At 69.8% G+C, this 24,103-nt stretch carries 20 protein-coding genes; 15 read left to right on the top strand and 5 right to left on the bottom strand.

All coding sequences use genetic code 11. The annotated features are described in order from the left end of the window. The 4 genes from AOK15_RS03685 to AOK15_RS03670 form a co-directional block, all read left to right on the top strand. Positions 1–425 (top strand): sensor histidine kinase (locus tag AOK15_RS03685; protein ID WP_338059878.1); only part of this gene is annotated, 425 nt, incomplete at its 5' end. A gap of 22 nt (positions 426–447) precedes the next feature. After that, positions 448–1,137, top strand: coding sequence for a response regulator transcription factor (locus AOK15_RS03680; RefSeq protein WP_055512678.1), 690 nt, complete (start codon positions 448–450; stop codon positions 1,135–1,137). A gap of 155 nt (positions 1,138–1,292) precedes the next feature. Further along, on the top strand, positions 1,293–4,415 hold the full coding sequence (locus tag AOK15_RS03675) for an efflux RND transporter permease subunit (RefSeq protein WP_055512676.1): 3,123 nt from the start codon (positions 1,293–1,295) through the stop codon (positions 4,413–4,415). A gap of 253 nt (positions 4,416–4,668) precedes the next feature. Further along, positions 4,669–6,867, top strand: coding sequence for a protein kinase domain-containing protein (locus AOK15_RS03670; protein ID WP_055512674.1), 2,199 nt, complete (start codon positions 4,669–4,671; stop codon positions 6,865–6,867). Positions 6,868–6,885: 18 nt separating this feature from the next. On the opposite strand, the gene nadA is transcribed toward AOK15_RS03670, so the two are convergent. Next, positions 6,886–8,070: a quinolinate synthase NadA gene (gene nadA, locus AOK15_RS03665; RefSeq protein ID WP_055512672.1), complete on the bottom strand. Its 1,185-nt coding sequence runs from the start codon at positions 8,068–8,070 to the stop codon at positions 6,886–6,888. Positions 8,071–8,389: 319 nt separating this feature from the next. Here nadA and AOK15_RS03660 point away from each other — a divergent pair, with 319 nt between their 5' ends. After that, positions 8,390–8,746 carry a HesB/IscA family protein gene (locus tag AOK15_RS03660; RefSeq protein WP_055512670.1) on the top strand — a complete coding sequence of 119 codons (357 nt, stop codon included), beginning with the start codon at positions 8,390–8,392 and terminating at the stop codon, positions 8,744–8,746. Between the two features lie 100 nt (positions 8,747–8,846). Here the strand turns inward: AOK15_RS03660 and AOK15_RS03655 are convergent, their stop codons facing one another. Both AOK15_RS03655 and AOK15_RS03650 read right to left on the bottom strand, forming a co-directional pair. Further along, positions 8,847–10,640 carry a hypothetical protein gene (locus AOK15_RS03655; RefSeq protein ID WP_063798939.1) on the bottom strand — a complete coding sequence of 598 codons (1,794 nt, stop codon included), beginning with the start codon at positions 10,638–10,640 and terminating at the stop codon, positions 8,847–8,849. A gap of 114 nt (positions 10,641–10,754) precedes the next feature. Next, the gene (locus tag AOK15_RS03650) at positions 10,755–10,964 is read right to left on the bottom strand and encodes a hypothetical protein (RefSeq protein ID WP_055512668.1); all 210 of its coding nucleotides are present in this window, start codon (positions 10,962–10,964) and stop codon (positions 10,755–10,757) included. 135 nt (positions 10,965–11,099) lie between these two features. Between AOK15_RS03650 and AOK15_RS03645 the strand changes: the two genes are divergently transcribed. After that, the gene (locus tag AOK15_RS03645) at positions 11,100–12,074 is read left to right on the top strand and encodes a carbohydrate kinase family protein (protein ID WP_055512666.1); all 975 of its coding nucleotides are present in this window, start codon (positions 11,100–11,102) and stop codon (positions 12,072–12,074) included. 21 nt (positions 12,075–12,095) lie between these two features. On the opposite strand, the gene AOK15_RS03640 is transcribed toward AOK15_RS03645, so the two are convergent. Beyond that, complete coding sequence (locus AOK15_RS03640; protein WP_055512664.1) at positions 12,096–13,472, bottom strand: cysteine desulfurase/sulfurtransferase TusA family protein; 1,377 nt, start codon at positions 13,470–13,472, stop codon at positions 12,096–12,098. 282 nt (positions 13,473–13,754) lie between these two features. On the opposite strand from AOK15_RS03640, the gene ctaC reads away from it, so the two are divergent. From ctaC to AOK15_RS03620, 4 genes are all read left to right on the top strand, one after another. Next, positions 13,755–14,714, top strand: coding sequence for an aa3-type cytochrome oxidase subunit II (gene ctaC, locus AOK15_RS03635; protein WP_055512662.1), 960 nt, complete (start codon positions 13,755–13,757; stop codon positions 14,712–14,714). After that, positions 14,711–16,456 (top strand): aa3-type cytochrome oxidase subunit I, encoded by a 1,746-nt coding sequence (gene ctaD, locus AOK15_RS03630; protein ID WP_055512660.1) that lies wholly within the window; start codon positions 14,711–14,713, stop codon positions 16,454–16,456. The genes ctaC and ctaD overlap by 4 nt, the downstream gene beginning before the upstream one ends. After that, complete coding sequence (locus tag AOK15_RS03625; RefSeq protein ID WP_055512659.1) at positions 16,453–16,851, top strand: cytochrome c oxidase subunit 4; 399 nt, start codon at positions 16,453–16,455, stop codon at positions 16,849–16,851. Before ctaD ends, AOK15_RS03625 begins: the two co-directional genes overlap by 4 nt. A 129-nt stretch (positions 16,852–16,980) precedes the next feature. Further along, positions 16,981–18,228: a L,D-transpeptidase gene (locus AOK15_RS03620; RefSeq protein WP_055512657.1), complete on the top strand. Its 1,248-nt coding sequence runs from the start codon at positions 16,981–16,983 to the stop codon at positions 18,226–18,228. A 41-nt stretch (positions 18,229–18,269) separates the two neighbouring features. On the opposite strand, the gene AOK15_RS03615 is transcribed toward AOK15_RS03620, so the two are convergent. After that, entirely contained in the window at positions 18,270–18,671 is a 402-nt protein-coding gene (locus tag AOK15_RS03615) for a response regulator (protein WP_055512655.1), read from the bottom strand. Positions 18,672–18,825: 154 nt separating this feature from the next. Here AOK15_RS03615 and ctaE point away from each other — a divergent pair, with 154 nt between their 5' ends. The 5 genes from ctaE to trpD form a co-directional block, all read left to right on the top strand. Further along, positions 18,826–19,446: an aa3-type cytochrome oxidase subunit III gene (gene ctaE / locus AOK15_RS03610; RefSeq protein WP_055512653.1), complete on the top strand. Its 621-nt coding sequence runs from the start codon at positions 18,826–18,828 to the stop codon at positions 19,444–19,446. A gap of 98 nt (positions 19,447–19,544) precedes the next feature. Further along, a complete protein-coding gene (qcrC, locus tag AOK15_RS03605; RefSeq protein ID WP_055512651.1) occupies positions 19,545–20,354 on the top strand; it encodes a cytochrome bc1 complex diheme cytochrome c subunit in 810 nt (269 codons plus the stop codon). After that, complete coding sequence (qcrA, locus tag AOK15_RS03600; RefSeq protein WP_055512649.1) at positions 20,351–21,409, top strand: cytochrome bc1 complex Rieske iron-sulfur subunit; 1,059 nt, start codon at positions 20,351–20,353, stop codon at positions 21,407–21,409. The genes qcrC and qcrA overlap by 4 nt, the downstream gene beginning before the upstream one ends. After that, the gene (qcrB, locus tag AOK15_RS03595) at positions 21,406–23,046 is read left to right on the top strand and encodes a cytochrome bc1 complex cytochrome b subunit (protein WP_055512647.1); all 1,641 of its coding nucleotides are present in this window, start codon (positions 21,406–21,408) and stop codon (positions 23,044–23,046) included. Before qcrA ends, qcrB begins: the two co-directional genes overlap by 4 nt. A gap of 105 nt (positions 23,047–23,151) precedes the next feature. Then, positions 23,152–24,103 (top strand): anthranilate phosphoribosyltransferase (gene trpD, locus AOK15_RS03590; protein ID WP_055512681.1); only part of this gene is annotated, 952 nt, incomplete at its 3' end.

Raw genomic sequence — 24,103 nt, 5'->3', positions numbered from 1 at the left:
GCGGCGGGGAGGGTGCTGCCCTCGTCGGCACCTTCCACAGCGCGGGCCTCGCCGTCGACGTGGTCCGCGCCGACGAGGGCAGCACCCTCCCCGCCGCGGTCGACCTCGCCGCGTACCGCGTCATCCAGGAAGCCCTCACCAATGTGCAGAAGCACGCGGGGACACAGGCGAAGGCCGAGGTCAGCGTCGTCCGTGTGGGACCGAACGTGGAGATCACGGTCCTCGACGACGGCGCTCGGAACCCCGGCGACCCGGACTCCGGCGGCGCGGGCGGCGGGCACGGCCTCCTCGGTATGCGGGAACGCGTCACCGCCCTGGGCGGCACCCTCACCACCGGCCCCCGCTACGGAGGCGGCTTCCGCGTCCATGCGATCCTGCCGCTCACCAGCCGCACGGCCCGCGCGGAAGCACCCGCGCGACCCTGACCACCGCACCGGGGGACCCCGTATGACCATCCGCGTCCTGCTCGCCGACGACCAGGCCCTGCTGCGCAGCGCCTTCCGGGTGCTCGTGGACTCGGAACCGGACATGGAGGTCGTGGGTGAGGCGTCGGACGGCGCGGAGGCGGTGCGGCGGGCCAAGGAGGAACGGGCCGACGTCGTCCTGATGGACATCCGGATGCCCGGCACCGACGGACTCGCCGCCACCCGGATGATCAGCGCCGACCCCGAGCTGGCCCACGTCAGGGTCGTCATCCTCACCACCTTCGAGGTCGACGACTACGTCGTGCAGTCCCTGCGCGCCGGCGCCTCCGGCTTCCTCGGCAAGGGCGCCGAACCGGACGAGCTGCTGAACGCCATCCGGGTCGCCGCCGGCGGGGACGCGCTGCTCTCGCCGTCCGCGACCAAGGGCCTGATCGCCCGCTTCCTCGCCCAGTCGGACGACCCCGACGGGGACGACGACACCGACACCGCCCGCTCCGAACGGCTCGGCACCCTGACCGGCCGGGAGCGCGAGGTCCTCGTCCATGTCGCCGCGGGCCTGTCCAACGACGAGATCGCCGAGCGCCTCGAAGTGAGCCCGCTGACCGTGAAGACCCACGTCAACCGGGCCATGGCGAAGCTCGGCGCCCGCGACCGGGCCCAGCTGGTGGTCTTCGCGTACGAGTCGGGCCTGGTACGCCCAAGGGTGGAGTGAACTCCCCCCGTACTACTGCGGCCGGAGTATGCGCGGGATAAGGAAATGGACCTGCGGAGCGACGGATCGGGCTTCGTGATGGCCCAGGGTGTGGGGTGAGCGCGCATCGGCGCTCCTCCTCCGCTCCTGCCACAAGAAGAGAGATCCGGTCACCCATGTCCTGGCTGTCTCGGTTCAGCCTCGCGCAACGGGCCCTCGTCGGTCTGGTGTCGATCATCGCGCTCGCCTTCGGGGCGATCGCGATACCCCAGCTCAAACAGCAACTGCTGCCCACCATCGAACTGCCGATGGTGTCCGTGCTCGCGCCGTACCAGGGCGCCTCCCCGGACGTGGTCGAGAAGCAGGTCGTCGAGCCCATCGAGGACAGCCTCGAAGGCGTCGACGGCATCACGGGCGTCACGTCCACCGCCGGCGAGGGCAACGCCCTGATCATGGCGTCCTTCGACTACGGACCCGGCACCGACCAGCTCGTCGCCGATGTCCAGCAGGCCGTCAACCGGGTCCGCGCCCAGCTCCCGGACGACGTGGACCCGCAGGTGATCGCCGGCTCGACGGACGACATGCCGACCGTCGTCCTCGCCGTCACCTCCGACCAGGACCAGCAGGTCCTCGCCGACCGGATCGACCGCACGGTCGTCCCCACTCTGGAGGACATCGACGGCGTCGGCCAGGTCACCGTCGACGGCGTACGGGACGTCCAGGTCACCGTCACCCCCGACGACGCCAAGCTCGCGAAGGCGGGCCTGACCACGACGGCCCTCTCGCAGGCCCTCCAGGCCGGCGGCGTCACCATGCCCGCGGGCTCATTCGACGAGGACGGCGCCAACCGCACGGTCCAGGTCGGCGGCGGCTACACCTCGCTCCGGCAGATCCAGGACCTGCGGGTGCGCGGCGAGGGCGGCAAGAAGCCCGTCCGGCTCGCCGACGTCGCCACCGTCAAGGAGGAGGAGGCCAAGGCCGACTCCCTCACCCGCACCAACGGCGAGCCCAGCCTCGCGGTCATGGTCACCATGGACCGCGACGGCAGCGCGGTCGCCATCTCCGAGGCCGTCGAGGACAAGCTGGCGGACATGCGCCGGGACCTCGGCTCGGACGCCACCGTCACCGTGGTCAGCGACCAGGGCCCGGCGGTCTCCAAGTCCATCGAGGGCCTGACCACCGAGGGCGGGCTCGGACTGCTGTTCGCGGTCCTCGTCATCCTGGTCTTCCTCGCCTCGGTCCGCTCCACCCTCGTCACGGCCGTGTCCATCCCGCTGTCGGTGGTCCTCGCCCTGATCGTCCTGTGGACCCGCGACCTCTCCCTGAACATGCTCACCCTCGGCGCGCTCACCATCGCCATCGGCCGTGTCGTCGACGACTCGATCGTGGTCCTGGAGAACATCAAGCGCCACCTCGGCTACGGCGAGGAGCGCCAGGAGGCCATCCTCAAGGCGGTCCGCGAGGTCGCCGGCGCGGTCACCTCGTCCACGCTGACGACGGTCGCCGTGTTCCTCCCGATCGGCCTCACCGGCGGCATGGTCGGCGAGCTGTTCGGCAGCTTCTCCCTGACGGTGACGGCGGCCCTGCTGGCCTCCCTCCTCGTCTCGCTGACGGTCGTACCCGTCCTGTCGTACTGGTTCCTGCGCGCCCCGAAGGGCACGCCCGAGGACGCCGACGAGGCGCGCCGCAAGGCCGAGGAGAAGGAGGCGAGGAGCCGCCTCCAGCGCTTCTACGTGCCCGTCCTGCGCTTCGCGACCCGGCGCCGCCTCACCAGCGTGGTCATCGCGGTGGTCGTCCTGCTCGGCACGTTCGGCATGGCCCCGCTGCTGAAGACCAACTTCTTCGACCCGGGCGACCAGGAAGTCCTCAGCATCAAGCAGGAGCTGAAGCCCGGCACCAGCCTCGCCGCGACGGACGAGCAGACGAAGAAGGTCGAGAAGCTGCTCGCCGGCACCGAGGGCGTCAAGGACTACCAGGTCACCATCGGCTCCTCCGGCTTCATGGCGGCCTTCGGCGGCGGCACCGACTCCAACCAGGCCTCGTACAACGTGATGCTGGAGGACTCGGCGACCGCCGAGGACGTCCAGGAGCGCGTCGAGGACGGTCTGAAGGACCTGTCCGGCATCGGTACGACGACCATCGCGGCCGGTGACGGCTTCGGCAGCCAGGACCTGAGCGTGGTCGTGAAGGCCGCCGACGCCGATGTCCTGCGCAAGGCGTCCGAGCAGGTCCGGGACGCCGTCGCGACGCTGGACAACGTCACCGACGTCACCAGCGACCTCTCCCAGAGCGTGCCCCGCATCACGGTCAGGGCCACCGACAAGGCAGCCGCGGCCGGCTTCGACGACCAGACCCTCGGCGCCGCCGTCGCCCAGGCCGTCCGCGGGACGACCACCGGCCGGGCGATCCTCGACGACACCGAGCGGGACATCGTCATCAAGTCGGCGAAGCCCGCCGACACCCTGGAGAAGCTGAAGAACCTGCGGCTCGGCCCGGTGAAGCTCGGCGCCATCGCCGATGTCGAGCTGGTGGACGGCCCGGTCTCCATGACCCGGATCGACGGCCAGCGGGCCGCCACGATCACCGCGAAGCCGAAGGGCGACAACACGGGCGCGGTCAGCGCGGACCTCACCGCCAAGCTGAACGGACTGACGCTCCCCGCGGGCGCCACCGCCGACATCGGCGGTGTCTCCCAGGACCAGGACGAGGCGTTCGCCTCGCTGGGCCTCGCGATGCTCGCGGCGATCGCCATCGTCTTCATGCTGCTGGTGGCGACCTTCCGGTCCCTGGTCCAGCCGCTGATCCTGCTGGTCTCCATCCCGTTCGCCGCCACCGGCGCCATCGGACTGCTGGTCGCGACCGGCACCCCGATGGGCGTCCCGGCGATGATCGGCATGCTGATGCTGTTCGGCATCGTGGTCACCAACGCGATCGTACTGATCGACCTGATCAACCAGTACCGGCGACAGGGCTACAGCACCGTCGAGGCGGTCGTCGAGGGCGGCCGCCACCGCCTCCGCCCGATCCTGATGACAGCCCTGGCGACGATCTTCGCCCTGCTGCCCATGGCCCTGGGCATCACCGGGGAGGGGGGCTTCATCGCCCAGCCGCTGGCCGTGGTGGTGATCGGCGGTCTGATCACCTCGACCCTGCTCACCCTGCTGCTGGTCCCGACCCTCTACACGATGGTCGAGATCCGCAAGGAGCGCCGGGCGAAGAAGAAGGCCCTGAAGCGCGCGGGCGCCGCGTCCGCCGCGACGGAGCCCCGCCCCGAGCGGACGGAGACCGCCGGGGTGTGACACCCCGTGACCGGCACGGCCGGGCACCGGACTTGAGATGGTCCGGTGCCCGGCCGTCTCGCTTCCCCGGATTACGTATCCTGGCGCTCGACCGGCTTCACGGCCTACGGCTGCACGGCCTACGGCTGCACGGCCTACGACTTCACGGCCTACGGCTGCACGGCTGCACGGCTTCACGGCTTACAACTTCACGGCTTCACGGCCTTCATGGCGTTCAGGGCCTGCACAGGTCGCACGGGGGAGGGATGCGGGCGTGCCGCTGCACAGCGACGACCCGAAATCGGTCGGCGGCTACCGACTGGTCGACCGGCTCGGCACCGGGGGCATGGGCGTCGTCTACCGGGCGAGAACCCGGTCGGGACGCGACGTCGCCGTGAAGGTGGTGCACGCCCAGTACGCCGAGGACGCCGTCTTCCGCACCCGGTTCCGGCAGGAGATCGACGCCGTGCGCAGGGTCAGCGGGGCCTTCACCGCGTCCGTCGTGGACGCCGACCCGGAGGCCGTGCGCCCCTGGATGGCCACCCAGTACGTACCCGGCTCCTCGCTCGCCCAGCGGATCCGCGACCGGGGCCCGCTGCGGGACGGCGAACTGCGCCGCCTGGCCCTCGGCCTGGTCGAGGCGCTCCGGGAGATCCACCGCGCCGGTGTCGTGCACCGCGACCTGAAACCGGCGAACGTCCTGATCGCAGGGGACGGCCCCCGCGTCATCGACTTCGGCATCTCCCGCGCCGCCGAGAACCACACCCTGACCGAGACGGGCCAGATGATCGGCACCCCGCCGTTCATGTCCCCGGAGCAGCTCACCGACGCCCGCACGGTGGGCCCGGCCTCGGACGTCTTCTCCCTCGGCAGCCTGCTGGTGTACACCCTCACCGGCAAAGGGCCCTTCGACGCCGACAGCCCCTATCTGACGGCGTACCGGGTGATCCACGACGCGCCCGTCCTGGACGAGGTGCCGCCCCCGCTGCGCGCGATCCTGGCGCAGTGCCTCGCCAAGGACGCCGCAGACCGCCCCGGCCTCGACGAGCTGGCGGAGGCGTTCGCGGCGGTCCTGCCCGAGGGGGACCCGGAGGAGCCTGCGACCGTGACGCCGGCCGCGGACGTCCACGCGGTGACCCGTCCCGGCCGCCGGCTCCGGCGCCGCCCCGTGCTGGTCGCGGTCGGAACCGTCGGCGCGCTGGTCCTCGGGCTGACGGCGTATCTGCTGGGGCCGGGCTGGGCGGAGAGCGGCGACGCGAAGACCCCCGGGCCGTCCCCGACCTCCCGCTGGGCGTCACCGCCCAGCGGCTGGAAGCCCTGGCAGACCACGGTGTACAAGACCGCGTCGTCCGGCGCCCGGAAGCCACTGACCGGGGACGGCTCATTGACGGGCGGCGATCCCCAGTGCCGGACGCAGGGGGACGCCGTCTACTGCGCCGGTGACGGAATCCTGCCGGTACGCGTGGACGGCCGCACCGGGAGAACCGTGTGGCGCGCCGACATCGCACCCGCCGGTACGGAGCGAGGGTCGTACGCCTCGTCCGTTCTCGGCGTCGTGGACGGCACCGTACTGGTGCGGCAGACCGTGGTCACCGAGGCCCCTGTCGAGGACCAGTCCCGCCTGGTCGCCCTCGACGCCGAGACCGGTGATCGGCTGTGGACCAGCGAGGTCGTCAACGCCGACCTTCCCGTCAAGCAGATCGGTGACGTCGTGCTCGTCGCCGAGGCGAACACCCGGACGGCGACGGCCCGGGTGCCGCGCACCGGAGCCGAACTCTGGTCGCTGGACTTCCCCGCCGGTCACGACTGCCAGTCGACCACGACGTCCGGCACGGCGTTGTACGTGTCCTGCGTGCCCAACACCCTGGAGACGAGCGAGGCCAACGAGACCGGCCTGATCGTCGCGATGGACACCAGCGACGGATCGGCCCGGCGGTGGAAGGTCCCGCTCGAGGGCTTCCTCATCGGGGTGCTCGACGGACGGGTGGCCGTGATGCTCCGGGAGGAGCGCAAGCCCGGCTACTGGCGTCGCTACAACGGCGTCCTGCTGATCGACCCCGACACCGGGGCCCGCACCACCACCGAGCTGCCGGAGCCGTTCGAGGCCGAGGTGACCGCAGCCGACGGCACGCTGGTGTTCACCGAGTCCAGCGGCCGGGTCACCGCCGTGTCGCCGCGGACCGGCAAACGACTGTGGCGGACCCGCACCAGCCTGGAGAGGCCGGGTGTTCCGCTGTACGACGGGCGCAGCGACACGCTCTACCTGGTGAGCTCCAGCGGACGGGTCGCTGCCCTCGACGGACGCAAGGGCACCCCCCTGTGGGAGACCCTGCCCCGCACCGGACCGGCCACGGTCGGCCAGGACCGGCCACAGGTCCTGCTCTACGGGAGCGCGCTGGTCGTGGCGATCCCGGACGGCACGCTGTGCTCCCTGGACCCGGCCCACCCCGAGCGGAAGCCCGTCTCGGGGTGAGCACGCGGCGCGTGCGGGCTACGGCAGCGCCAGCATCCGCTCCAGCGCCAGCTTCGCGAACGCCTCGGTCTCCTTGTCGACCTCGATCCGGTTGACGAGGGTGCCCTCCGCCAGCGACTCCAGCGTCCACACCAGGTGGGGCAGGTCGATGCGGTTCATGGTGGAGCAGAAGCAGACCGTCTTGTCGAGGAAGACGATCTCCTTGTCCTCGGACGCGAAACGGTTCGCCAGCCGGCGTACGAGGTTCAGCTCGGTGCCGATGGCCCACTTGGAACCGGCGGGCGCCGCCTCCAGCGCCTTGATGATGTACTCGGTCGACCCGACGTAGTCCGCCGCCGCCACGACCTCGTGCTTGCACTCGGGGTGCACGAGGACGTTGACCCCGGGTATGCGGGCCCGCACGTCGTTCACCGAGTCCAGGCTGAAGCGGCCGTGCACCGAGCAGTGGCCCCGCCACAGGATCATCTTCGCGGCCCGCAGCTGCTCGACCGTGACGCCGCCGCCCGGCTTGTGCGGGTTATAGACGACGCAGTCCTCCAGCGACATGCCCATGTCCCGCACCGCGGTGTTGCGGCCCAGGTGCTGGTCGGGCAGGAACAGCACCTTCTCGCCCTGCTCGAAGGCCCAGTCCAGGGCCCGCTTCGCGTTCGACGAGGTGCAGATGAGCCCGCCGTGCTTGCCCGTGAACGCCTTGATGTCGGCGGAGGAGTTCATGTACGACACGGGCACGACCTGCTCGGCCACGCCGGCCTCGGTCAGCACGTCCCAGCACTCGGCGACCTGCTCGGCGGTGGCCATGTCGGCCATCGAGCACCCGGCGGCGAGGTCCGGGAGGACCACCTTCTGGTCGTCGGAGGTCAGGATGTCCGCCGACTCGGCCATGAAGTGCACACCGCAGAAGACGATGTACTCGGCCTCGGGCCGCGCCGCCGCGTCACGGGCCAGCTTGAAGGAGTCGCCCGTGACGTCCGCGAACTGGATGACCTCGTCGCGCTGGTAGTGGTGGCCGAGCACGAAGACCTTGTCGCCGAGCTTCGCCTTCGCCGCCCGGGCACGCTCCACCAGGTCGGGGTCGGAGGGGGAGGGGAGGTCGCCGGGGCAGTCGACTCCGCGCTCGCTCCTCGGGTCGGCCTCGCGGCCGAGCAGCAGCAGGGCGAGGGGCGTCGGCTGTACGTCGAGCTCCGGGGTCTGGGCGGTGGTCACGACACGCACCCTTTCTGTTCTGCGGCTCGCCGGCCCGAGGGGGAGCCGGCGGGACATACGGGCTAGCCTTTTCGTCGAAATGACGCTATCTATCATAACCGCTTCACGTCACGTTGACGATGCCCATAGCGTCGATGTGACATGAATCCCGGTGGCCGGACCGGACGCCCGTGCGGCGGCCGGTGCCCACCACGCGGGCCATGTGCGAGCATGAAGAAGGACGCGGTGGAAATCCGCTCGCCCCGGACGGAATGAATCCGGGACCCCGGCGGTTGCACTCGTCGGCAAGCAGTCTCCGTACAACCCGGGAGAGATGTAGATGTCCGTATCGGACGAGACCACCACCGTCACCGACGGCATCATCCTGACCGACGCCGCCGCGGCCAAGGTCAAGGCCCTGCTCGACCAGGAAGGCCGTGACGACCTGTCGCTGCGCGTCGCGGTCCAGCCCGGCGGCTGCTCCGGCCTGCGCTACCAGCTCTTCTTCGACGAGCGTTCGCTCGACGGTGATGTGGTCAAGGACTTCGACGGTGTGAAGGTCACCACCGACCGCATGAGCGCCCCCTACCTCGGTGGCGCCACCATCGACTTCGTCGACACCATCGAGAAGCAGGGCTTCACCATCGACAACCCGAACGCGACCGGCTCCTGCGCCTGCGGCGACTCCTTCAGCTGAGCCCGCCCGCACGCCGTACGGCGCGCGCTGAGCACGACGAAGGCGGCGTCCCCCTCCGACGGGGACGCCGCCTTCGTCCGTTCCCGGCTCGCGGCCGGCCCTACTGCGGCTGCATCTCCCGGATCCCGCCCTGGGGGATCTCCTCGCCGTCCGGTCCGACCACCTCGCGGTCGCCCACCGGCCCATCCAGTCGCACGGTGCGCTCCATCGCCTTGGCGATCATGATGCAGACCCGGCCGGGCTGGGAGCTGCCGGTCACGGTGACCTTCACCTCGCCCGACTTCTCGGTCGCGGTGGCCGTGTACTCGCTGCACACCCCGCCCCAGAAGCTGACGGTCAGCTCGCTGCCGTCCGCGGTGTAGCCCTGCACCGGGACGTTCCGCGACGCGGGGTCGGCCGGCGGCCGGTCGCCGGGGACGTTCGGGTCCTCGGGCCCCTCGCTCGGCTCCTCCGGCCGGGAGGAGACCAGGTACTTCGGGTCGACGGCCGGATACGTCACCGTGAACCCGGCCGGGGCCTTCTGCGGCGGCCGTACCTCGAACAGCCAGGACGGCACCAGCGCCGGCCGGCCGGCGATCTGGTGGGAGGCCAGCCCGAACACCGCGCCGTCGACCGCCATCGGCACGGAGCGCGGCTTCGACGGCGACGGCGTGACATCCTCGCGGGCGGGGCCGACGCCCTGCCCCGAGTCGTTCAGCAGCTCCAGTGCCCGCTCCGCGTCGACCACCGGGTACGTGTCGCCCTTCACCGGCGCCTTCACGTTGCCGCTGCCGCCGACCACCGTGCCGTCGGCGCCGACCTGGAGGTTGGTCGCCCAGCCGTATGTGGGCAGCCCGCCGACCTCGGGATCGGCGTTCACCACGCGGACGGCGTCGAGGAGCTGGGAGACGTCCAGCTTGGCGTCGTCCTGGCCGACGGCCTTGAGGATCGGTGTCGCCGCCTTCCTCGCCGCCGCCTCGCTCACCGGGTCGGCGTCGCCGGCCGGGGGCACGGCGGTGCAGACGTCGACCTTCTGGCAGTTGTCGGTGCCCGGTGTGAACCGGCTGAACGTCCACGCGCCCGGCGCCTGCCGGCCGACGTGCAGCGTGGGGCCCGATCCGTCGCGCGTGGTGCCGACCCGCCAGCTCTCGCCCTCGGCCCTCGGCTCGCCCTCGACGCCCAGCGCCTTCGCGAGCCGCGCCACCTCAACGGCCGTGACCTGCCCCTCGGCCCGGTACACCGGGGCCGAGTCGGGGCCGTCCGGCAGCTTGCCGACAGCCTCGTAGGTCACCCCATTGGGGTCGGGTTCACCAGGAGCGATGCCCTTCGGACCGCCGCCGCCGTATCCGTCGAGCGCCAGCGGCGGAGGAGTGCCGTCGGCCCCGGCCGAGCGCCCGGAGCCATCGCCGGACCCACCGGACGTGGTCGCCGCGAGAAACGCCCCACCACCGCCGACGAGCAGCACCGCCGCGGCCACGGAGGCCACGACCACACGCGACCGCCGCCGCGCCGACCTCCGGGTGTCCTCGGCGTCGGCGGCCTCGGCCTGCCCGACATCGGCCCGCCCGACCTCGGCGACCTCGGACACGCCGGCCGTACGGTCCTCCCGCGCCTCGTCGGCGCCCTCGGCCGGACCACCCCGGTCGTCACTACCGTCGTCCGCGGCCTCCGCGGGTTCGGACCGATCGTCGCCGCCCTCGTCCGAGGGATCGGCCGCACGGGCACGCGCCTCGTCGTCACCGGCCCCCGTGGGGGTCTCCTCGGCCTCGGCCTGGTCGGTCTTCCCGGCCTTCTCGGCCCGGTCGGTCTTCTCGACCTCCTCGGCCCGGTCCCCGGCAGCCCTGAGCTCCTCGGTCGCGTCGGGCCGGGTGCCCTCGTCCGGGTTCTCGGGGTGGTCGGGTCGCTCGGCGTTCACCGCATCGCTCCTTCGGCTGGTCGTACACCGCCTCCCCTATACGGGGGACAGCGATGGGACGCGGCGGAGGAGCCGACGGTTCCCCGTCGGTCGGGCGGATGCGCGGCGGACCCCTCAGTCGCCGTAGTCCGACATCGCGTCCACCAGCCGTGCGGAGGTCGCGGGAACCGTCACCCCGTGGATGAGCGAAGGGGGCACCGGAGCCGTAATGACCTTCGCGGGGGCCGCCCAGTGCGGGGCCATCCGGGCGCAGTCGCCGCGCAGCGCGGCGAGGCCGCCGTCAGGGTCGAACGGGACGGTGCCGTGGATCTTGGGGTTCGTCATATCGGCACCGTACGCACCGGGAACCCCACGAAGAAAGACCTACTATCGGGTAGTTTTGCCTGCTTCTGAGGGCCTGGACGACCCGGTAGCGTGAACTGTCAATCCCCTCTCCCTCCGCAGGAGCGTGTCCTCGCCGTGCGTATCGCAGTCTCCGGCTCCATCGCCACCGACCATCTGATGACCTTCCCGGGCCGCTTCGCCGACCAGTTCGTCGCGGACCAGCTGCACACGGTCTCCCTCTCCTTCCTCGTCGACCAGCTCGACGTCCGCCGGGGTGGTGTCGGCGCGAACATCGCGTTCGGCATGGGGCAGCTCGGCACCAGGCCGATCCTCGTCGGCGCGGCCGGCTCCGACTTCGACGAGTACCGCGCCTGGCTCGACCGGCACGGCGTGGACACGGCCTCCGTGCGCATCTCCGAGACGCTGCACACGGCCCGCTTCGTCTGCACCACCGACGCCGACCACAACCAGATCGGCTCCTTCTACACCGGTGCCATGAGCGAGGCCCGCCTCATCGAGCTGAAGACCGTCGCCGACCGCGTCGACGGCCTCGACCTGGTCGTCATCGGCGCCGACGACCCGGAGGCGATGCTCCGCCACACCGAGGAGTGCCGTTCGCGCGGCATCCCCTTCGCCGCCGACTTCTCCCAGCAGATCGCCCGCATGGAGGGCGAGGAGATCCGGATACTGCTGGACGGCGCGACCTACCTCTTCTCCAACGCGTACGAGAAGGGCCTCATCGAGTCCAAGACGGGCTGGTCGGACGCGGAGATCCTCGACCGGGTCGGCCACCGGGTGACCACCCTCGGCGCGCAGGGCGTCCGCATCGAGCGCGTCGGCCACGACCCGATCGAGGTCGGCTGCCCGGACGAGGAGCGCAAGGCCGACCCCACCGGCGTCGGCGACGCGTTCCGCGCCGGTTTCCTCTCCGGGCTCGCCTGGGGCGTCTCCCTGGAGCGCGCGGCCCAGGTCGGCTGCATGCTCGCCACCCTCGTCATCGAGACCGTGGGCACGCAGGAGTACCAGCTGCGCCGCGGCCACTTCATGGAGCGGTTCACCAAGGCGTACGGCGACGAGGCCGCCGCCGAGGTCAAGGCCCACCTCGCCTGACGGCCCACCTCGCCCGACGGCTCAGCTCACCCGGCGCACCACATAGGCCGAGCCCCGCTCCGCCGCTTCCTCTCCGACGTACTCCTGGCCCCGCATCTCGCACCACGCCGGGATGTCCAGACGGGCCGCCTCGTCGTCGGAGAGGACGCGGACGGTGCCGCCGACGGGGACGTCCGCGATCACCTTCGCCAGCTCGATGACGGGGAGGGGGCACCGCTTGCCGAGGGCGTCCACGACGAGGGCGTCCTCGCGCACCACCGCGGCCGGGGCCGGCGCGCCCAGCTTCTCCCGCACCGCCGCGACCGCCCCCGGCAGCACGGCGAGGAACCGCTCGACGTCCTCCTCCGCCGTGCCCGCCGGCAGCGACACCCGCACATTGCCCTCGCTCAGCACCCCCATGGCGCGCAGCACATGGCTCGGGGTCAGCGTGCTGCTCGTGCAGGAGGACCCGGACGACACGGAGAAGCCTTCGCGGTCCAGCTCGTGCAGCAAGGTCTCCCCGTCGACATAGAGACAGGAGAAGGTGACGACACCGGGCAGCCTCCGCTCCGGATGCCCGACCACCTCCACGTCCGGCACCAGTGCCGGCACCCGCGTCCGGATCCGCTCCGTCAACTCCCGCAGCCGTACGGACTCCGCCTCGGCCTCCGCCCGCACCGCCCGCAGCGAGGCCGCCGCCGCCACGATCGCCGGGATGTTCTCGAACCCGGCGGCCCGCCCCGACTCCCGCTCGTCCGCGGGCCCTTGGGCCGCGAACCGCACCCCCTTGCGCACGACGAGCAGCCCCACCCCGGACGGGCCGCCCCACTTGTGGGCGCTCCCGGTCAGGACCGACCAGTCCCCGTCGACGCGGCCCCACCCCAGCGACTGCGCGGCGTCCACCAGCAGCGGCACCCCCGCCTCCCGGCACACCGCCGCCACCTCGGCCACCGGCTGCTCCGTCCCCACCTCGTGGTTGGCGGACTGCAGACAGGCCAGCGCGGTGTCGGGGCGCAGGGCCTCGGCGAAGGAGGACGCGGACACCGCCCCCGACCGGTCCACCACCACCCGGGTGACCGTCCCGCCCCCGGCCTCGTGGACCTCCGCCGCGTGCAGCACCGAAGAGTGTTCGACGGACGACACGATCAGGTGGCGTCCCACGCGCCGCCGCCCCGCCAGCACCCCCGCGATCCCGGAGTGCACCGCGCGCGTCCCGGACGAGGTGAACGCCAACTCGTCCGCCCGGCACCCCACGGCCTCGGCGGCCGCCTCGCGGGCGGCGTCCAGCAGCATCCGCGCCCGCCGCCCCTCCCGGTACAGCCGGGCGGGATCGGCCCACCCCTCGTCCAGGGAGGCCAACAGCGCCTGCCGGGCCACGGGATGGAGGGGAGCGGAGGAAGCAGAGTCGAAGTACGCCACAGGTCAACGCTAAAGCCTCGGGGCGAGTGAAACGGGGCGCGGAGAACTGCGCGAAAACTCATAACCCGCCTGAACCCGCCAAACCCCCCGAACTGTCGAGCTATTAGGCGCACGGCGTGACCCACGGAGTGTTGGGCCCCCCTCCCCGCGCGACCCCAAATCGCGTCCAGTAGGGTTTGGTCCGCATAAACATCCAAACCCCTGCCCGCCGCAGGGCGGCGACCGACCAGCGAGAAGGCCGCAGCCTGACCTGCGCGGGCGAGACTCTCGGGAAGGCGCTACGTGAGTCCCAACGGCTCCGACCGCTCGCCGCGGCGCCCGATGCGGCGGAAGCTGCTGCAGGCACTGACTGCGGGCCTGGTCCTGGCGACCGCCACCGGTTGCACATACAAGGACTTCCCTCGCCTTGGTATGCCCACCCCGACCACGGAAGAGGCTCCCCGGATCCTCTCCCTGTGGCAGGGTTCCTGGGCGGCCGCGCTCGCCACGGGCGTACTGGTCTGGGGCCTGATCCTGTGGAGTGCTTTCTTCCACCGGCGCAGCCGCACCAAGGTCGAGGTTCCCCCACAGACCCGGTACAACATGCCCATCGAGGCGCTGTACACGGTCGTTCCGCTGATCATCGTCTCGGTGCTGTTCTACTTCACCGCCCGCGACGAGTCGAAGCTCCTCGACACGTCCAAGAAGCCCGACGTCACCGTCAACGTGGTCGGCTTCCAGTGGAGCTGGTGCTTCAACTACATCGAGAACGTCGACGGCTCTACCGGCGACGCCGCCAAGGACGCCAACCTCGCCGCGATCCCGGACCGGTACAAGAAGGACTTCCCGGCCAACGCCGGCGGCGTCTACACCTGCGGTATCCCCGGTGACAAGAACCCGCAGACCGGCAACCCCGGCCCGACCCTCTGGCTCCCCAAGGGCAAGACGGTCCGCTTCGTCCTCACCTCGCGTGACGTCATCCACTCCTTCTGGGTGGTGCCGTTCCTGATGAAGCAGGACGTCATCCCGGGCCACACCAACGCCTTCCAGGTGACCCCCAACCAGGAGGGCACCTTCCTGGGCAAGTGCGCCGAGCTGTGCGGTGTGGACCACTCGCGGATGCTCTTCAACGTCAAGGTCGTCTCCCCCGAGCGCTACGAGCAGCACCTCAAGGAGCTCGCGGAGCAGGGCCAGACCGGTTACGTCCCGGCCGGTATTGAGCAGACGAAGCACGAGAAGAACCGGGAGACGAACCAACTGTGAGCATCCTCAACGAACCTCAGGGTGCCGCGGCGGCGGGGTCCCACTACGAGGACGAGCTGCCCGTCCGGCGCCAGCGCCGCGGTGAGGTCGTCGTCAAGTGGCTGACGACCACCGACCACAAGACGATCGGCACGCTCTACCTGGTCACGTCGTTCGCGTTCTTCTGCATCGGCGGCGTCATGGCGCTCCTCATGCGCGCCGAGCTGGCCCGTCCGGGCACGCAGATCATGTCGAACGAGCAGTTCAACCAGGCGTTCACGATGCACGGCACGATCATGCTGCTGATGTTCGCGACGCCGCTGTTCGCCGGATTCGCCAACTGGATCATGCCGCTGCAGATCGGCGCGCCCGACGTGGCGTTCCCGCGGCTGAACATGTTCGCGTACTGGCTGTACCTCTTCGGCTCGCTGATCGCGGTGGCCGGCTTCCTCACCCCGCAGGGTGCGGCCGACTTCGGCTGGTTCGCCTACTCCCCGCTGTCGGACGCGGTCCGCAGCCCGGGTGTCGGTGCCGACATGTGGATCATGGGTCTGGCCTTCTCCGGCTTCGGCACGATCCTCGGCTCGGTCAACTTCATCACCACGATCATCTGCATGCGCGCACCGGGCATGACCATGTTCCGCATGCCGATCTTCACCTGGAACGTGCTGCTGACCGGTGTCCTGGTCCTGCTCGCCTTCCCGGTCCTCGCGGCCGCGCTGTTCGCCCTGGAGGCGGACCGCAAGTTCGGGGCCCACGTCTTCGACGCGGCCAACGGCGGCGCACTGCTCTGGCAGCACCTCTTCTGGTTCTTCGGCCATCCAGAGGTGTACATCATCGCCCTGCCGTTCTTCGGCATCATCTCCGAGGTCATCCCGGTCTTCTCCCGCAAGCCGATGTTCGGCTACATGGGCCTGATCGGCGCGACCATCGCGATCGCCGGCCTCTCGGTCACGGTGTGGGCGCACCACATGTACGTCACCGGTGGCGTGCTCCTCCCGTTCTTCTCCTTCATGACGTTCCTCATCGCCGTACCGACCGGCGTGAAGTTCTTCAACTGGATCGGAACGATGTGGAAGGGCTCGCTGTCCTTCGAGACCCCGATGCTCTGGGCGACCGGCTTCCTGATCACCTTCACCTTCGGTGGTCTGACCGGTGTCATCCTGGCGTCGCCCCCGATGGACTTCCACGTCTCCGACTCGTACTTCGTGGTGGCGCACTTCCACTACGTGGTGTTCGGCACCGTCGTCTTCGCGATGTTCTCCGGCTTCCACTTCTGGTGGCCGAAGTGGACGGGCAAGATGCTCGACGAGCGCCTCGGCAAGATCACGTTCTGGACGCTGTTCATCGGCTTCCACGGCACGTTCCTCGTCCAGCACTGGCTGGGCGCCGAGGGCATGCCGCGTCGTTACGCCGACTACCTGGCGGCCGACGGCTTCACCGCCCTGAACACGATCTCGACGATCAGCTCCTTCGTGCTCGGCCTGTCGATCCTGCCGTTCCTCTACAACGTGTGGAAGACGGCCAAGTACGGCAAGCCCGTCGGCGTCGACGACCCGTGGGGCTACGGCCGTTCCCTGGAGTGGGCGACCTCCTGCCCGCCGCCGCGGCACAACTTCCTCACCCTGCCGCGGATCCGCAGCGAATCCCCGGCGTTCGACCTGCACCACCCGGAGATCGCCGCGCTCGAGCAGCTCGCGCACGGCGCTCCCCGCGCCAACGAGCTCGCGGGCAGCGGCAGCGGCAAGGAGGCCGGCAAGTGAAGATCCAGGGCAAGATGTTCATCTGGCTGAGCGTCTTCGTCCTCGCCATGGCGATCGTCTATGGCGTGTGGTCGAAGGAGCCGGCCGGTACCACGGCGCTCTTCCTGGCCTTCGGCCTGTGCATCATGGTCGGCTACTACCTGGCCTTCACGGCCCGGCGGGTCGACGTGGGCGCACAGGACGACAAGGAGGCCGACGTCGCGGACGACGCGGGCGAGCTGGGCTTCTTCAGCCCGCACAGCTGGCAGCCGCTCTCCCTCGGCATCGGTGGCGCGCTCGCCTTCCTGGGCGTGGTCTTCGGCTGGTGGCTGCTGTACTTCGCCCTGCCGGTCATCCTGGTCGGCCTGTGGGGCTGGGTCTTCGAGTACTACCGCGGAGAGAACCAGAACCAGTAACACGCGCTGAGCGGCGGAAGCCCGGACACTCCGACAGGAGGTCCGGGCTTCCCTCGTTTGCCACGCCGAATGTCCCTCACTCGGCCCACTCGGCGCGCCGCGCCCGACGGCCGTTCCTACGTTGAAGCCATGAGCACTACACCGCGAAACCGCACGGTCGTCAGCTGCACCCTGCTGGTCGTCTCGCTGGGAGCGGGCGTCACCGCCTGTGGTTCCGGCGGGCACCCGCTCTCGGGCAAGCCGTACGACGCGGCCGACCAGGTCTCCTTCAACACCCCCTCCGGCGACGGCGAGAAGGCCGACCCGGACAAGCCCCTGGAAGTCACCGCCGAGGACGACGGACGCATCACCGACGTCACCGCCGTGGACGCCGCAGGACGCTACGTGGCGGGCGAACTCTCCGCCGACGGCAGCCGCTGGCACTCCACCTCACCGCTCGCCGCCAACGCCCGCTACACGGTCCGCGTGAGCACCGAGGACGACGACGGCGCCCCCGGCCGCGAGGAGCGGACCTTCGACACCGGGCGGCCGCTCGCCAAGAAGCGCCTGACCGTCACCTTCGGGCCCAAGGGCGGCAAGTACGGCGTCGGCCAGCCCGTCACCGCCGAACTCAGCAGGGCCGTCAAGGACAAGGCGGCCAGGGCAGTCGTCGAACGCGCGCTCAAGGTGGAGTCCACGCCCGCCACGGAAGGCGCCTGGCACTGGGTGGACGACAAGAAGCTCCACTACCGGCCCAAGGAGTACTGGCCCGCGGGCGCGACCATCAAGGTCCGCAGCAACCTGGACGGCATAAAGATCGGTGACCGTCTCTGGGGCGGCAAGGCCGACCCCCTGACGCTCACCACCGGCGACAAGATCGTCGCTGTCACGGACGCCGCCGCGCACCGGATGACCGTCTACAAGAACGACAAGGTCATCAAGGAGATCCCGGTCACCACGGGGATGCCCGGCTACGACACCCGCAACGGGGTCAAGGTCGTCCTGGCCAAGGAAGGCACCGTGCGCATGACCAGCGCCAGCATAGGTGCGTCGGACTTCTACGACCTGGTCGTCCACAACTCCGTCAGGGTCACCAACAGCGGCGAGTACGTCCACGCCGCCCCCTGGTCCACCGGCTCCCAGGGCTACGCCAACGTCAGCCACGGCTGCACCGGCATGAGCAGCGCCAACGCCGAGTGGTTCTACGACACGATCAACGAGGGCGACATCGTCAAGGTCGTCAACTCCGCCGGCGACACCATGGCCCCCTTCGGCAACGGCTTCGGCGACTGGAACCTCGACTGGCAGAAGTGGCGCGAGGGCAGCGCCCTCACGGCCGGCACCAAGCAGGCACCCCGCTCCGAGGTCCAGGCCCGACTGCGCCCCGAATCGGCGTGAGGGAAGGGCCGCGCCCCCTCAGGGGCGCGGACGGGTACGGCCTAGGCGCTCAGCGCCCGCTTCCCACGCAGCAGGGACGCCAGCGCCGACGCGAACTCCACCGGGTCCACCGGCAGCGTCACCGCCCCGTCCGCGCGGCTCCACGTCGCCAGCCACGCGTCCTGAGGCCGGCCGATCAGCAGCAGCACCGGCGGGCACTCGAAGACCTCGTCCTTGATCTGCCGGCACAGGCCCATGCCCCCCATGGGCACGGCCTCACCGTCGAGGACGCAGACATCGATACCGCCCTTGTCCAGCTCCTTCACGACGGCCGCCGGGGTCGCGCACTCGAGGAACTCCACGAACGGGACGTCCGAGGCGGGGCGCCGGCCGGTCGCCAGCCGTACTTGTTCACGGGTGTTGGAGTCGTCGCTGTACACCAGCACCGTGGCGGTCGGGCGCATTGTTCCTCCGTTACGCAGAAGATTCAGACGTCGTACGGACAGGGACCGATGCGCGGATGCTACTCCCTTGAACACCACGTCAACACCGGTACGGAAGGGAGCAACACTCCGAACGGCACCCCCCGGAGTGAGGGCGGGATAAGCGACCGACATAATGTCGGTCGTGGCGACAGCAACGACAGTAGATACCGGGCACGCGCACCCGTCGGTCAACCGGCCGAACCTCACCAGCGTCGGAACCATCATCTGGCTGAGTTCCGAGCTGATGTTCTTCGCGGCCCTCTTCGCGATGTACTTCACCCTGCGATCGGTGACGGGTCCGACGTTCTGGGCCGAGAAGGCCGACACCCTGAACTTCCCGTTCTCGGCGACCAACACCACGATCCTGGTGCTCTCCTCCCTGACCTGCCAGCTCGGCGTGTTCGCCGCCGAGCGCGGGGACGTGAAGAAGCTCCGGATGTGGTTCATCGTCACGTTCGTGATGGGTGCGATCTTCATCGGCGGTCAGGTCTTCGAGTACACCGAGCTGGTCAAGCACGAGGGCCTGTCGCTCTCGTCCGACCCGTACGGCTCGGTCTTCTACCTGACCACCGGCTTCCACGGCCTGCACGTGACGGGCGGCCTCATCGCCTTCCTGCTGGTCCTCGGGCGCACCTACGCGGCCAAGAGGTTCACCCACGAGCAGGCGACCGCAGCCATCGTCGTGTCCTACTACTGGCACTTCGTCGATGTCGTCTGGATCGGCCTCTTCGCCACGATCTACATGATCAAGTAATCGGGCGGACGAGCCGGGCGGACCGTACGCCCGCCTCGATCCCGAGAACGACCCTTCCAGAAGCACCGACGCAGAAGATCCTGACACCGGGGTAATCCGTGAAAAAGCTCTCCGCACGACGACGCCATCCGCTGGCGGCGGTCGTCGTCCTACTCATCGCGCTGGCGGCCACCGGGGGGCTGTACACCGCCTTCGCGCCCGCGGACAAGGCGCAGGCCGATGAAACCGCCCAGACCCTCACCATCGAGGAGGGCAAGAAGCTCTACTTGGTGGGCTGCGCAAGCTGCCACGGCAAGGGCGGCGAGGGCACCTCCGACGGGCCGAGCCTGGTGGGCGTGGGCGCGGCGGCCGTCGACTTCCAGGTCGGCTCGGGCCGTATGCCGGCGCAGCAGCCCGGCGCGCAGGTCCCGAAGAAGAAGAACATCTACTCGCAGGCCCAGATCGACCAGCTCGCGGCGTACATCGCCTCGCTGGGCGCCGGTCCCGAGATCCCGACCGAGAACGCGTACAACCCCGAGGGCGCGGACATCGCCGAGGGCGGCGAGCTGTTCCGGACGAACTGCGCTCAGTGCCACAACTTCACCGGCAAGGGCGGTGCGCTGTCCGAGGGCAAGTACGCGCCGAGCCTTGAGGGTGTCGACCCGAAGCACATCTACGAGGCCATGCAGACCGGCCCGCAGAACATGCCGTCCTTCCCCGACACCACGCTGTCGGAGGAGAACAAGAAGGACATCATCGCGTACCTCGAAGCGGTCAACAGCGATGACACCGTGGAGCCCGGTGGCCTCAGCCTCGGCGGACTCGGTCCCGTCAGCGAGGGCCTGTTCGGCTGGGTCTTCGGTCTCGGCACGCTGATCGCTGTCGCCGTGTGGGTCGCCGCTCGGACCGCAAAGGCCAAGAAGTCATGAGTAGCCAAGACATTCCAGAAGAGAACCTGCCTGCTGAGCAGGGCGACGCGCACGGCGCGGTGAAGGTCGCGGACGAGGAGAACCCCTTCGCGGACCCCGGCCTCCCGCCCCACGAGCACCGGATCCAGGACATCGACGAGCGGGCCGCCAAGCGGTCCGAGCGCACGGTCGCCCTGCTGTTCACGGTGTCGATGCTGTCCACCATCGCGTTCATCGCCTCGTATGTCGCGATCCCCGTCGACCGGTCGATCTACGTCTGGCCGATCGGGCACATCAGCGCGCTGAACTTCGCGCTGGGCGGCACGCTGGGCCTGGCTCTGTTCTGCATCGGCGCGGGCGCGGTCCACTGGGCCCGCACCCTGATGTCCGATGTGGAGGTCGCCGACGAGCGTCACCCGATCGAGGCCTCACCCGAGGTCCGCGCGAAGGTCCACGCGGACTTCAAGGAGGGTGCCGCCGAGTCGGGCATCGGCCGGCGCAAGCTGGTGCGCAACACGATGCTCGGCGCGATGGCGATGGTCCCGCTCGCCGGTGTCGTCCTGCTGCGCGACCTCGGTCCGCTGCCCGGCACCAAGCTGCGGCACACCACCTGGGCCAAGGGCAAGAAGCTCGTCAACATGAACACGGGTGAGCCGCTGCGTCCCGCGGACGTCGCGGTCGGGTCGCTGACCTTCGCCATGCCGGACGGCCTGAGCGAGGAAGACCACGACTTCCAGAAGAACATCGCCAAGGACGCCCTGATGATCGTCCGGATCCAGCCGGACAACATCAAGTCCAAGAAGTCACTGGAGTGGGGTCACGAGGGCATCCTGGCCTACTCGAAGATCTGCACCCACGTCGGTTGCCCGATCTCCCTGTACGAGCAGCAGACGCACCACGTGCTCTGCCCCTGCCACCAGTCCACCTTCGACCTCGCCGACGCGGGCCAGGTGATCTTCGGTCCCGCGGGTCACGCCCTGCCGCAGCTGCGGATCACCGTCGGCGAAGACGGCTACCTCGAAGCCCTGAGCGACTTCGAAGAGCCCGTCGGTCCTGCCTTCTGGGAGCGCGGATGAGCACTGCAACCACCACCGACGCACGCGACAAGCGTGGGAAGGCACCGGCCGGCGAGCGCGTCGCCGACTGGGCCGACGGCCGGCTCGGGATCTACTCCCTGGCCAAGGCCAACATGCGCAAGATCTTCCCCGACCACTGGTCGTTCATGTTGGGTGAGGTCTGCCTCTACAGCTTCATCATCATCATCCTCACGGGTGTGTACCTGACGTTGTTCTTCCACCCGTCGATGAACGAGGTGGAGTACCACGGCCCGTACGTCCCGCTGCAGGGCCAGCTGATGTCCGAGGCGTTCAACTCGACCATGCACATCTCGTTCGAGGTGCGCGGTGGTCTGCTGATCCGGCAGATCCACCACTGGGCCGCGTTGGTCTTCCTCGCCGGCATGTTCGTGCACATGATGCGCGTGTTCTTCACCGGCGCGTTCCGCAAGCCGCGTGAGGTCAACTGGCTGTTCGGCTTCCTGCTGTTCGTCCTGGGCATGTTCACCGGCTTCACCGGTTACTCGCTCCCGGACGACCTGCTCTCCGGCACCGGTGTCCGCTTCATGGAGGGCGCGGTCCTGTCCGTGCCGATCGTCGGCACGTACCTGTCGTTCTTCCTCTTCGGCGGGGAGTTCCCCGGCGGCGACTTCGTGGCCCGGTTCTACTCGGTACACGTGCTGCTGCTGCCCGGCATCATGCTGGGCCTGCTGGTGGCGCACCTGATCCTGGTCTTCTACCACAAGCACACGCAGTTCGCGGGCCCCGGAAAGACGAACAACAACGTCGTCGGCATGCCGCTGCTGCCCGTGTACATGGCCAAGGCCGGAGGCTTCTTCTTCCTGGTCTTCGGTGTCATCGCGGTCATCTCGGCGATCGCCACGATCAACCCGATCTGGACGATGGGTCCCTACCGTCCGGACCAGGTGTCGACCGGCGCCCAGCCCGACTGGTACATGGGCTTCTCCGAGGGCCTGATCCGTGTGATGCCGGGCTGGGAGATCAACTTCTGGGGTCACACGCTCGTCCTGGGTGTGTTCATCCCGCTGGTGATCTTCCCGCTGGTCCTGGTCGCGATCGCGGTCTACCCGTTCATCGAGTCCTGGGTCACCGGCGACAAGCGCGAGCACCACATCCTGGACCGCCCGCGCAACGCCCCGACCCGTACGGCCTTCGGCGTCGCGTGGATCACCTGGTACATGGTTCTGCTGATCGGTGGTGGAAACGACCTCTGGGCGACCCACTTCCACCTGTCGATCAACGCCATCACCTGGTTCGTCCGGATCGCGTTCTTCGTGGCCCCGGTCCTCGCGTTCATCGTCACCAAGCGCATCTGCCTCGGCCTCCAGCGCCGCGACAAGGACAAGATCCTGCACGGTCGCGAGACCGGCATCATCAAGCGCCTGCCGCACGGTGAGTTCATCGAGGTCCACGAGCCGCTCAGCCAGGAGCAGCTGCACACGCTCACGGCCCACGAGCAGTACAAGCCGGCCGAGATCGGTCCCGCGGTCGACGAGAACGGCGTCACCCGCAAGATCACGCGTCGCGAGAAGCTGCGGGCCAAGCTGAGCAAGGGCTACTACGGCGAGGACAACCAGATCCTCAAGCCCAGCGTCGAGGAGTACAAGGAGATCACGAGCGGCCACGGCCACCACTGATCCCCCGCTTCGCCGTGCTCGGAGCTGGATAGGGTGAGAAGCATCGATGACCTCGCGTCCGCGGGCGGTGACCGTCCCCGCGGCTACGACCACCAGGAGCGGCTGATGAGCGCTGTGACCCCCGCCGGAGGCGACACCGCGGCGGACCGTTCCTGGCCCCAGGTGCTGAACGCGCTCCTCGCCGGGCAGGACCAGGACGCCGGCGCCACGTTCTGGGCGATGGACCAGATCATGCGCGGTGAGGCGACGGACGCGCAGATCGCCGGGTTCGTGGTGGCGCTGCGGGCCAAGGGCGAGACCGTCGACGAGATCACCGGGCTGGTGCGGGCGCTGTACGAGCACGCCAAGGTGATCGAGGTGTCGGGGCGGACCGTCGACATCGTCGGTACGGGCGGCGACGGCGCCAAGACGGTCAACATCTCCACGATGTCGTCGATCGTCGTCGCCGGTACGGGCGCCAAGGTCGTCAAGCACGGCAACCGCGCCGCGTCCTCGGCCTCCGGCGCGTCCGACGTACTGGAGAAGCTCGGCGTCAATCTGGAGCTGACCCCGCAGCGGGTCGCGGAGGTCGCCGAGGAAGCGGGCATCACCTTCTGCTTCGCGGTGAAGTTCCACCCGGCGCTGCGTCATGTGGCCGCCGCGCGCGGGCAGTTGGGCATCCGTACGGTGTTCAACGCGCTCGGGCCGCTGGCGAACCCGGCGAAGGTGCGGGCCCAGGCGGTAGGCGTCGCGGACCCCCGTATGGCGCCCATCATGGCGGGTGTCTTCGCCGAGCGCGGCAACTCGTCGCTGGTGTTCCGTGGCGACGACGGGCTGGACGAGCTGACGACCACGGCGACGTCGCGGGTGTGGGTCGTCCGCGAGGGCAAGGTGACGGAGGAGACGTTCGATCCGCGGGACGTGGGCCTGGAACTGGTGCCGGTGTCCGCGCTGCGGGGCGCCGACGCGTCCTACAACGCGGACGTCGCACGACGCCTGCTGGCGGGGGAGACGGGCCCGGTCCGCGACGCGGTGCTGCTGAACTCGGCGGCGGCGCTGGTGGCGCTGGACCCGGGCC

It is taken from the genome of Streptomyces ossamyceticus (genome assembly GCF_001418475.1).
Lineage (GTDB): Bacteria > Actinomycetota > Actinomycetes > Streptomycetales > Streptomycetaceae > Streptomyces > Streptomyces ossamyceticus.
The sequence above is the reverse complement of the archived record's forward strand: the minus strand, read 5'-3'. Positions and strand labels throughout refer to the sequence as shown.

Bases quoted from the DNA above. Each gene is read 5' to 3' on its own strand.
- AOK15_RS03680 (WP_055512678.1), top strand. From the start codon at position 448: ATGACCATCCGCGTCCTGCTCGCCGACGACCAGGCCCTGCTGCGCAGC.
- AOK15_RS03675 (WP_055512676.1), top strand. From the start codon at position 1,293: ATGTCCTGGCTGTCTCGGTTCAGCCTCGCGCAACGGGCCCTCGTCGGT.
- AOK15_RS03660 (WP_055512670.1), top strand. From the start codon at position 8,390: ATGTCCGTATCGGACGAGACCACCACCGTCACCGACGGCATCATCCTG.
- AOK15_RS03650 (WP_055512668.1), bottom strand. From the start codon at position 10,964: ATGACGAACCCCAAGATCCACGGCACCGTCCCGTTCGACCCTGACGGC.
- AOK15_RS03620 (WP_055512657.1), top strand. From the start codon at position 16,981: ATGAGCACTACACCGCGAAACCGCACGGTCGTCAGCTGCACCCTGCTG.
- AOK15_RS03615 (WP_055512655.1), bottom strand. From the start codon at position 18,671: ATGCGCCCGACCGCCACGGTGCTGGTGTACAGCGACGACTCCAACACC.
- ctaE (WP_055512653.1), top strand. From the start codon at position 18,826: ATGTCGGTCGTGGCGACAGCAACGACAGTAGATACCGGGCACGCGCAC.
- qcrA (WP_055512649.1), top strand. From the start codon at position 20,351: ATGAGTAGCCAAGACATTCCAGAAGAGAACCTGCCTGCTGAGCAGGGC.
- qcrB (WP_055512647.1), top strand. From the start codon at position 21,406: ATGAGCACTGCAACCACCACCGACGCACGCGACAAGCGTGGGAAGGCA.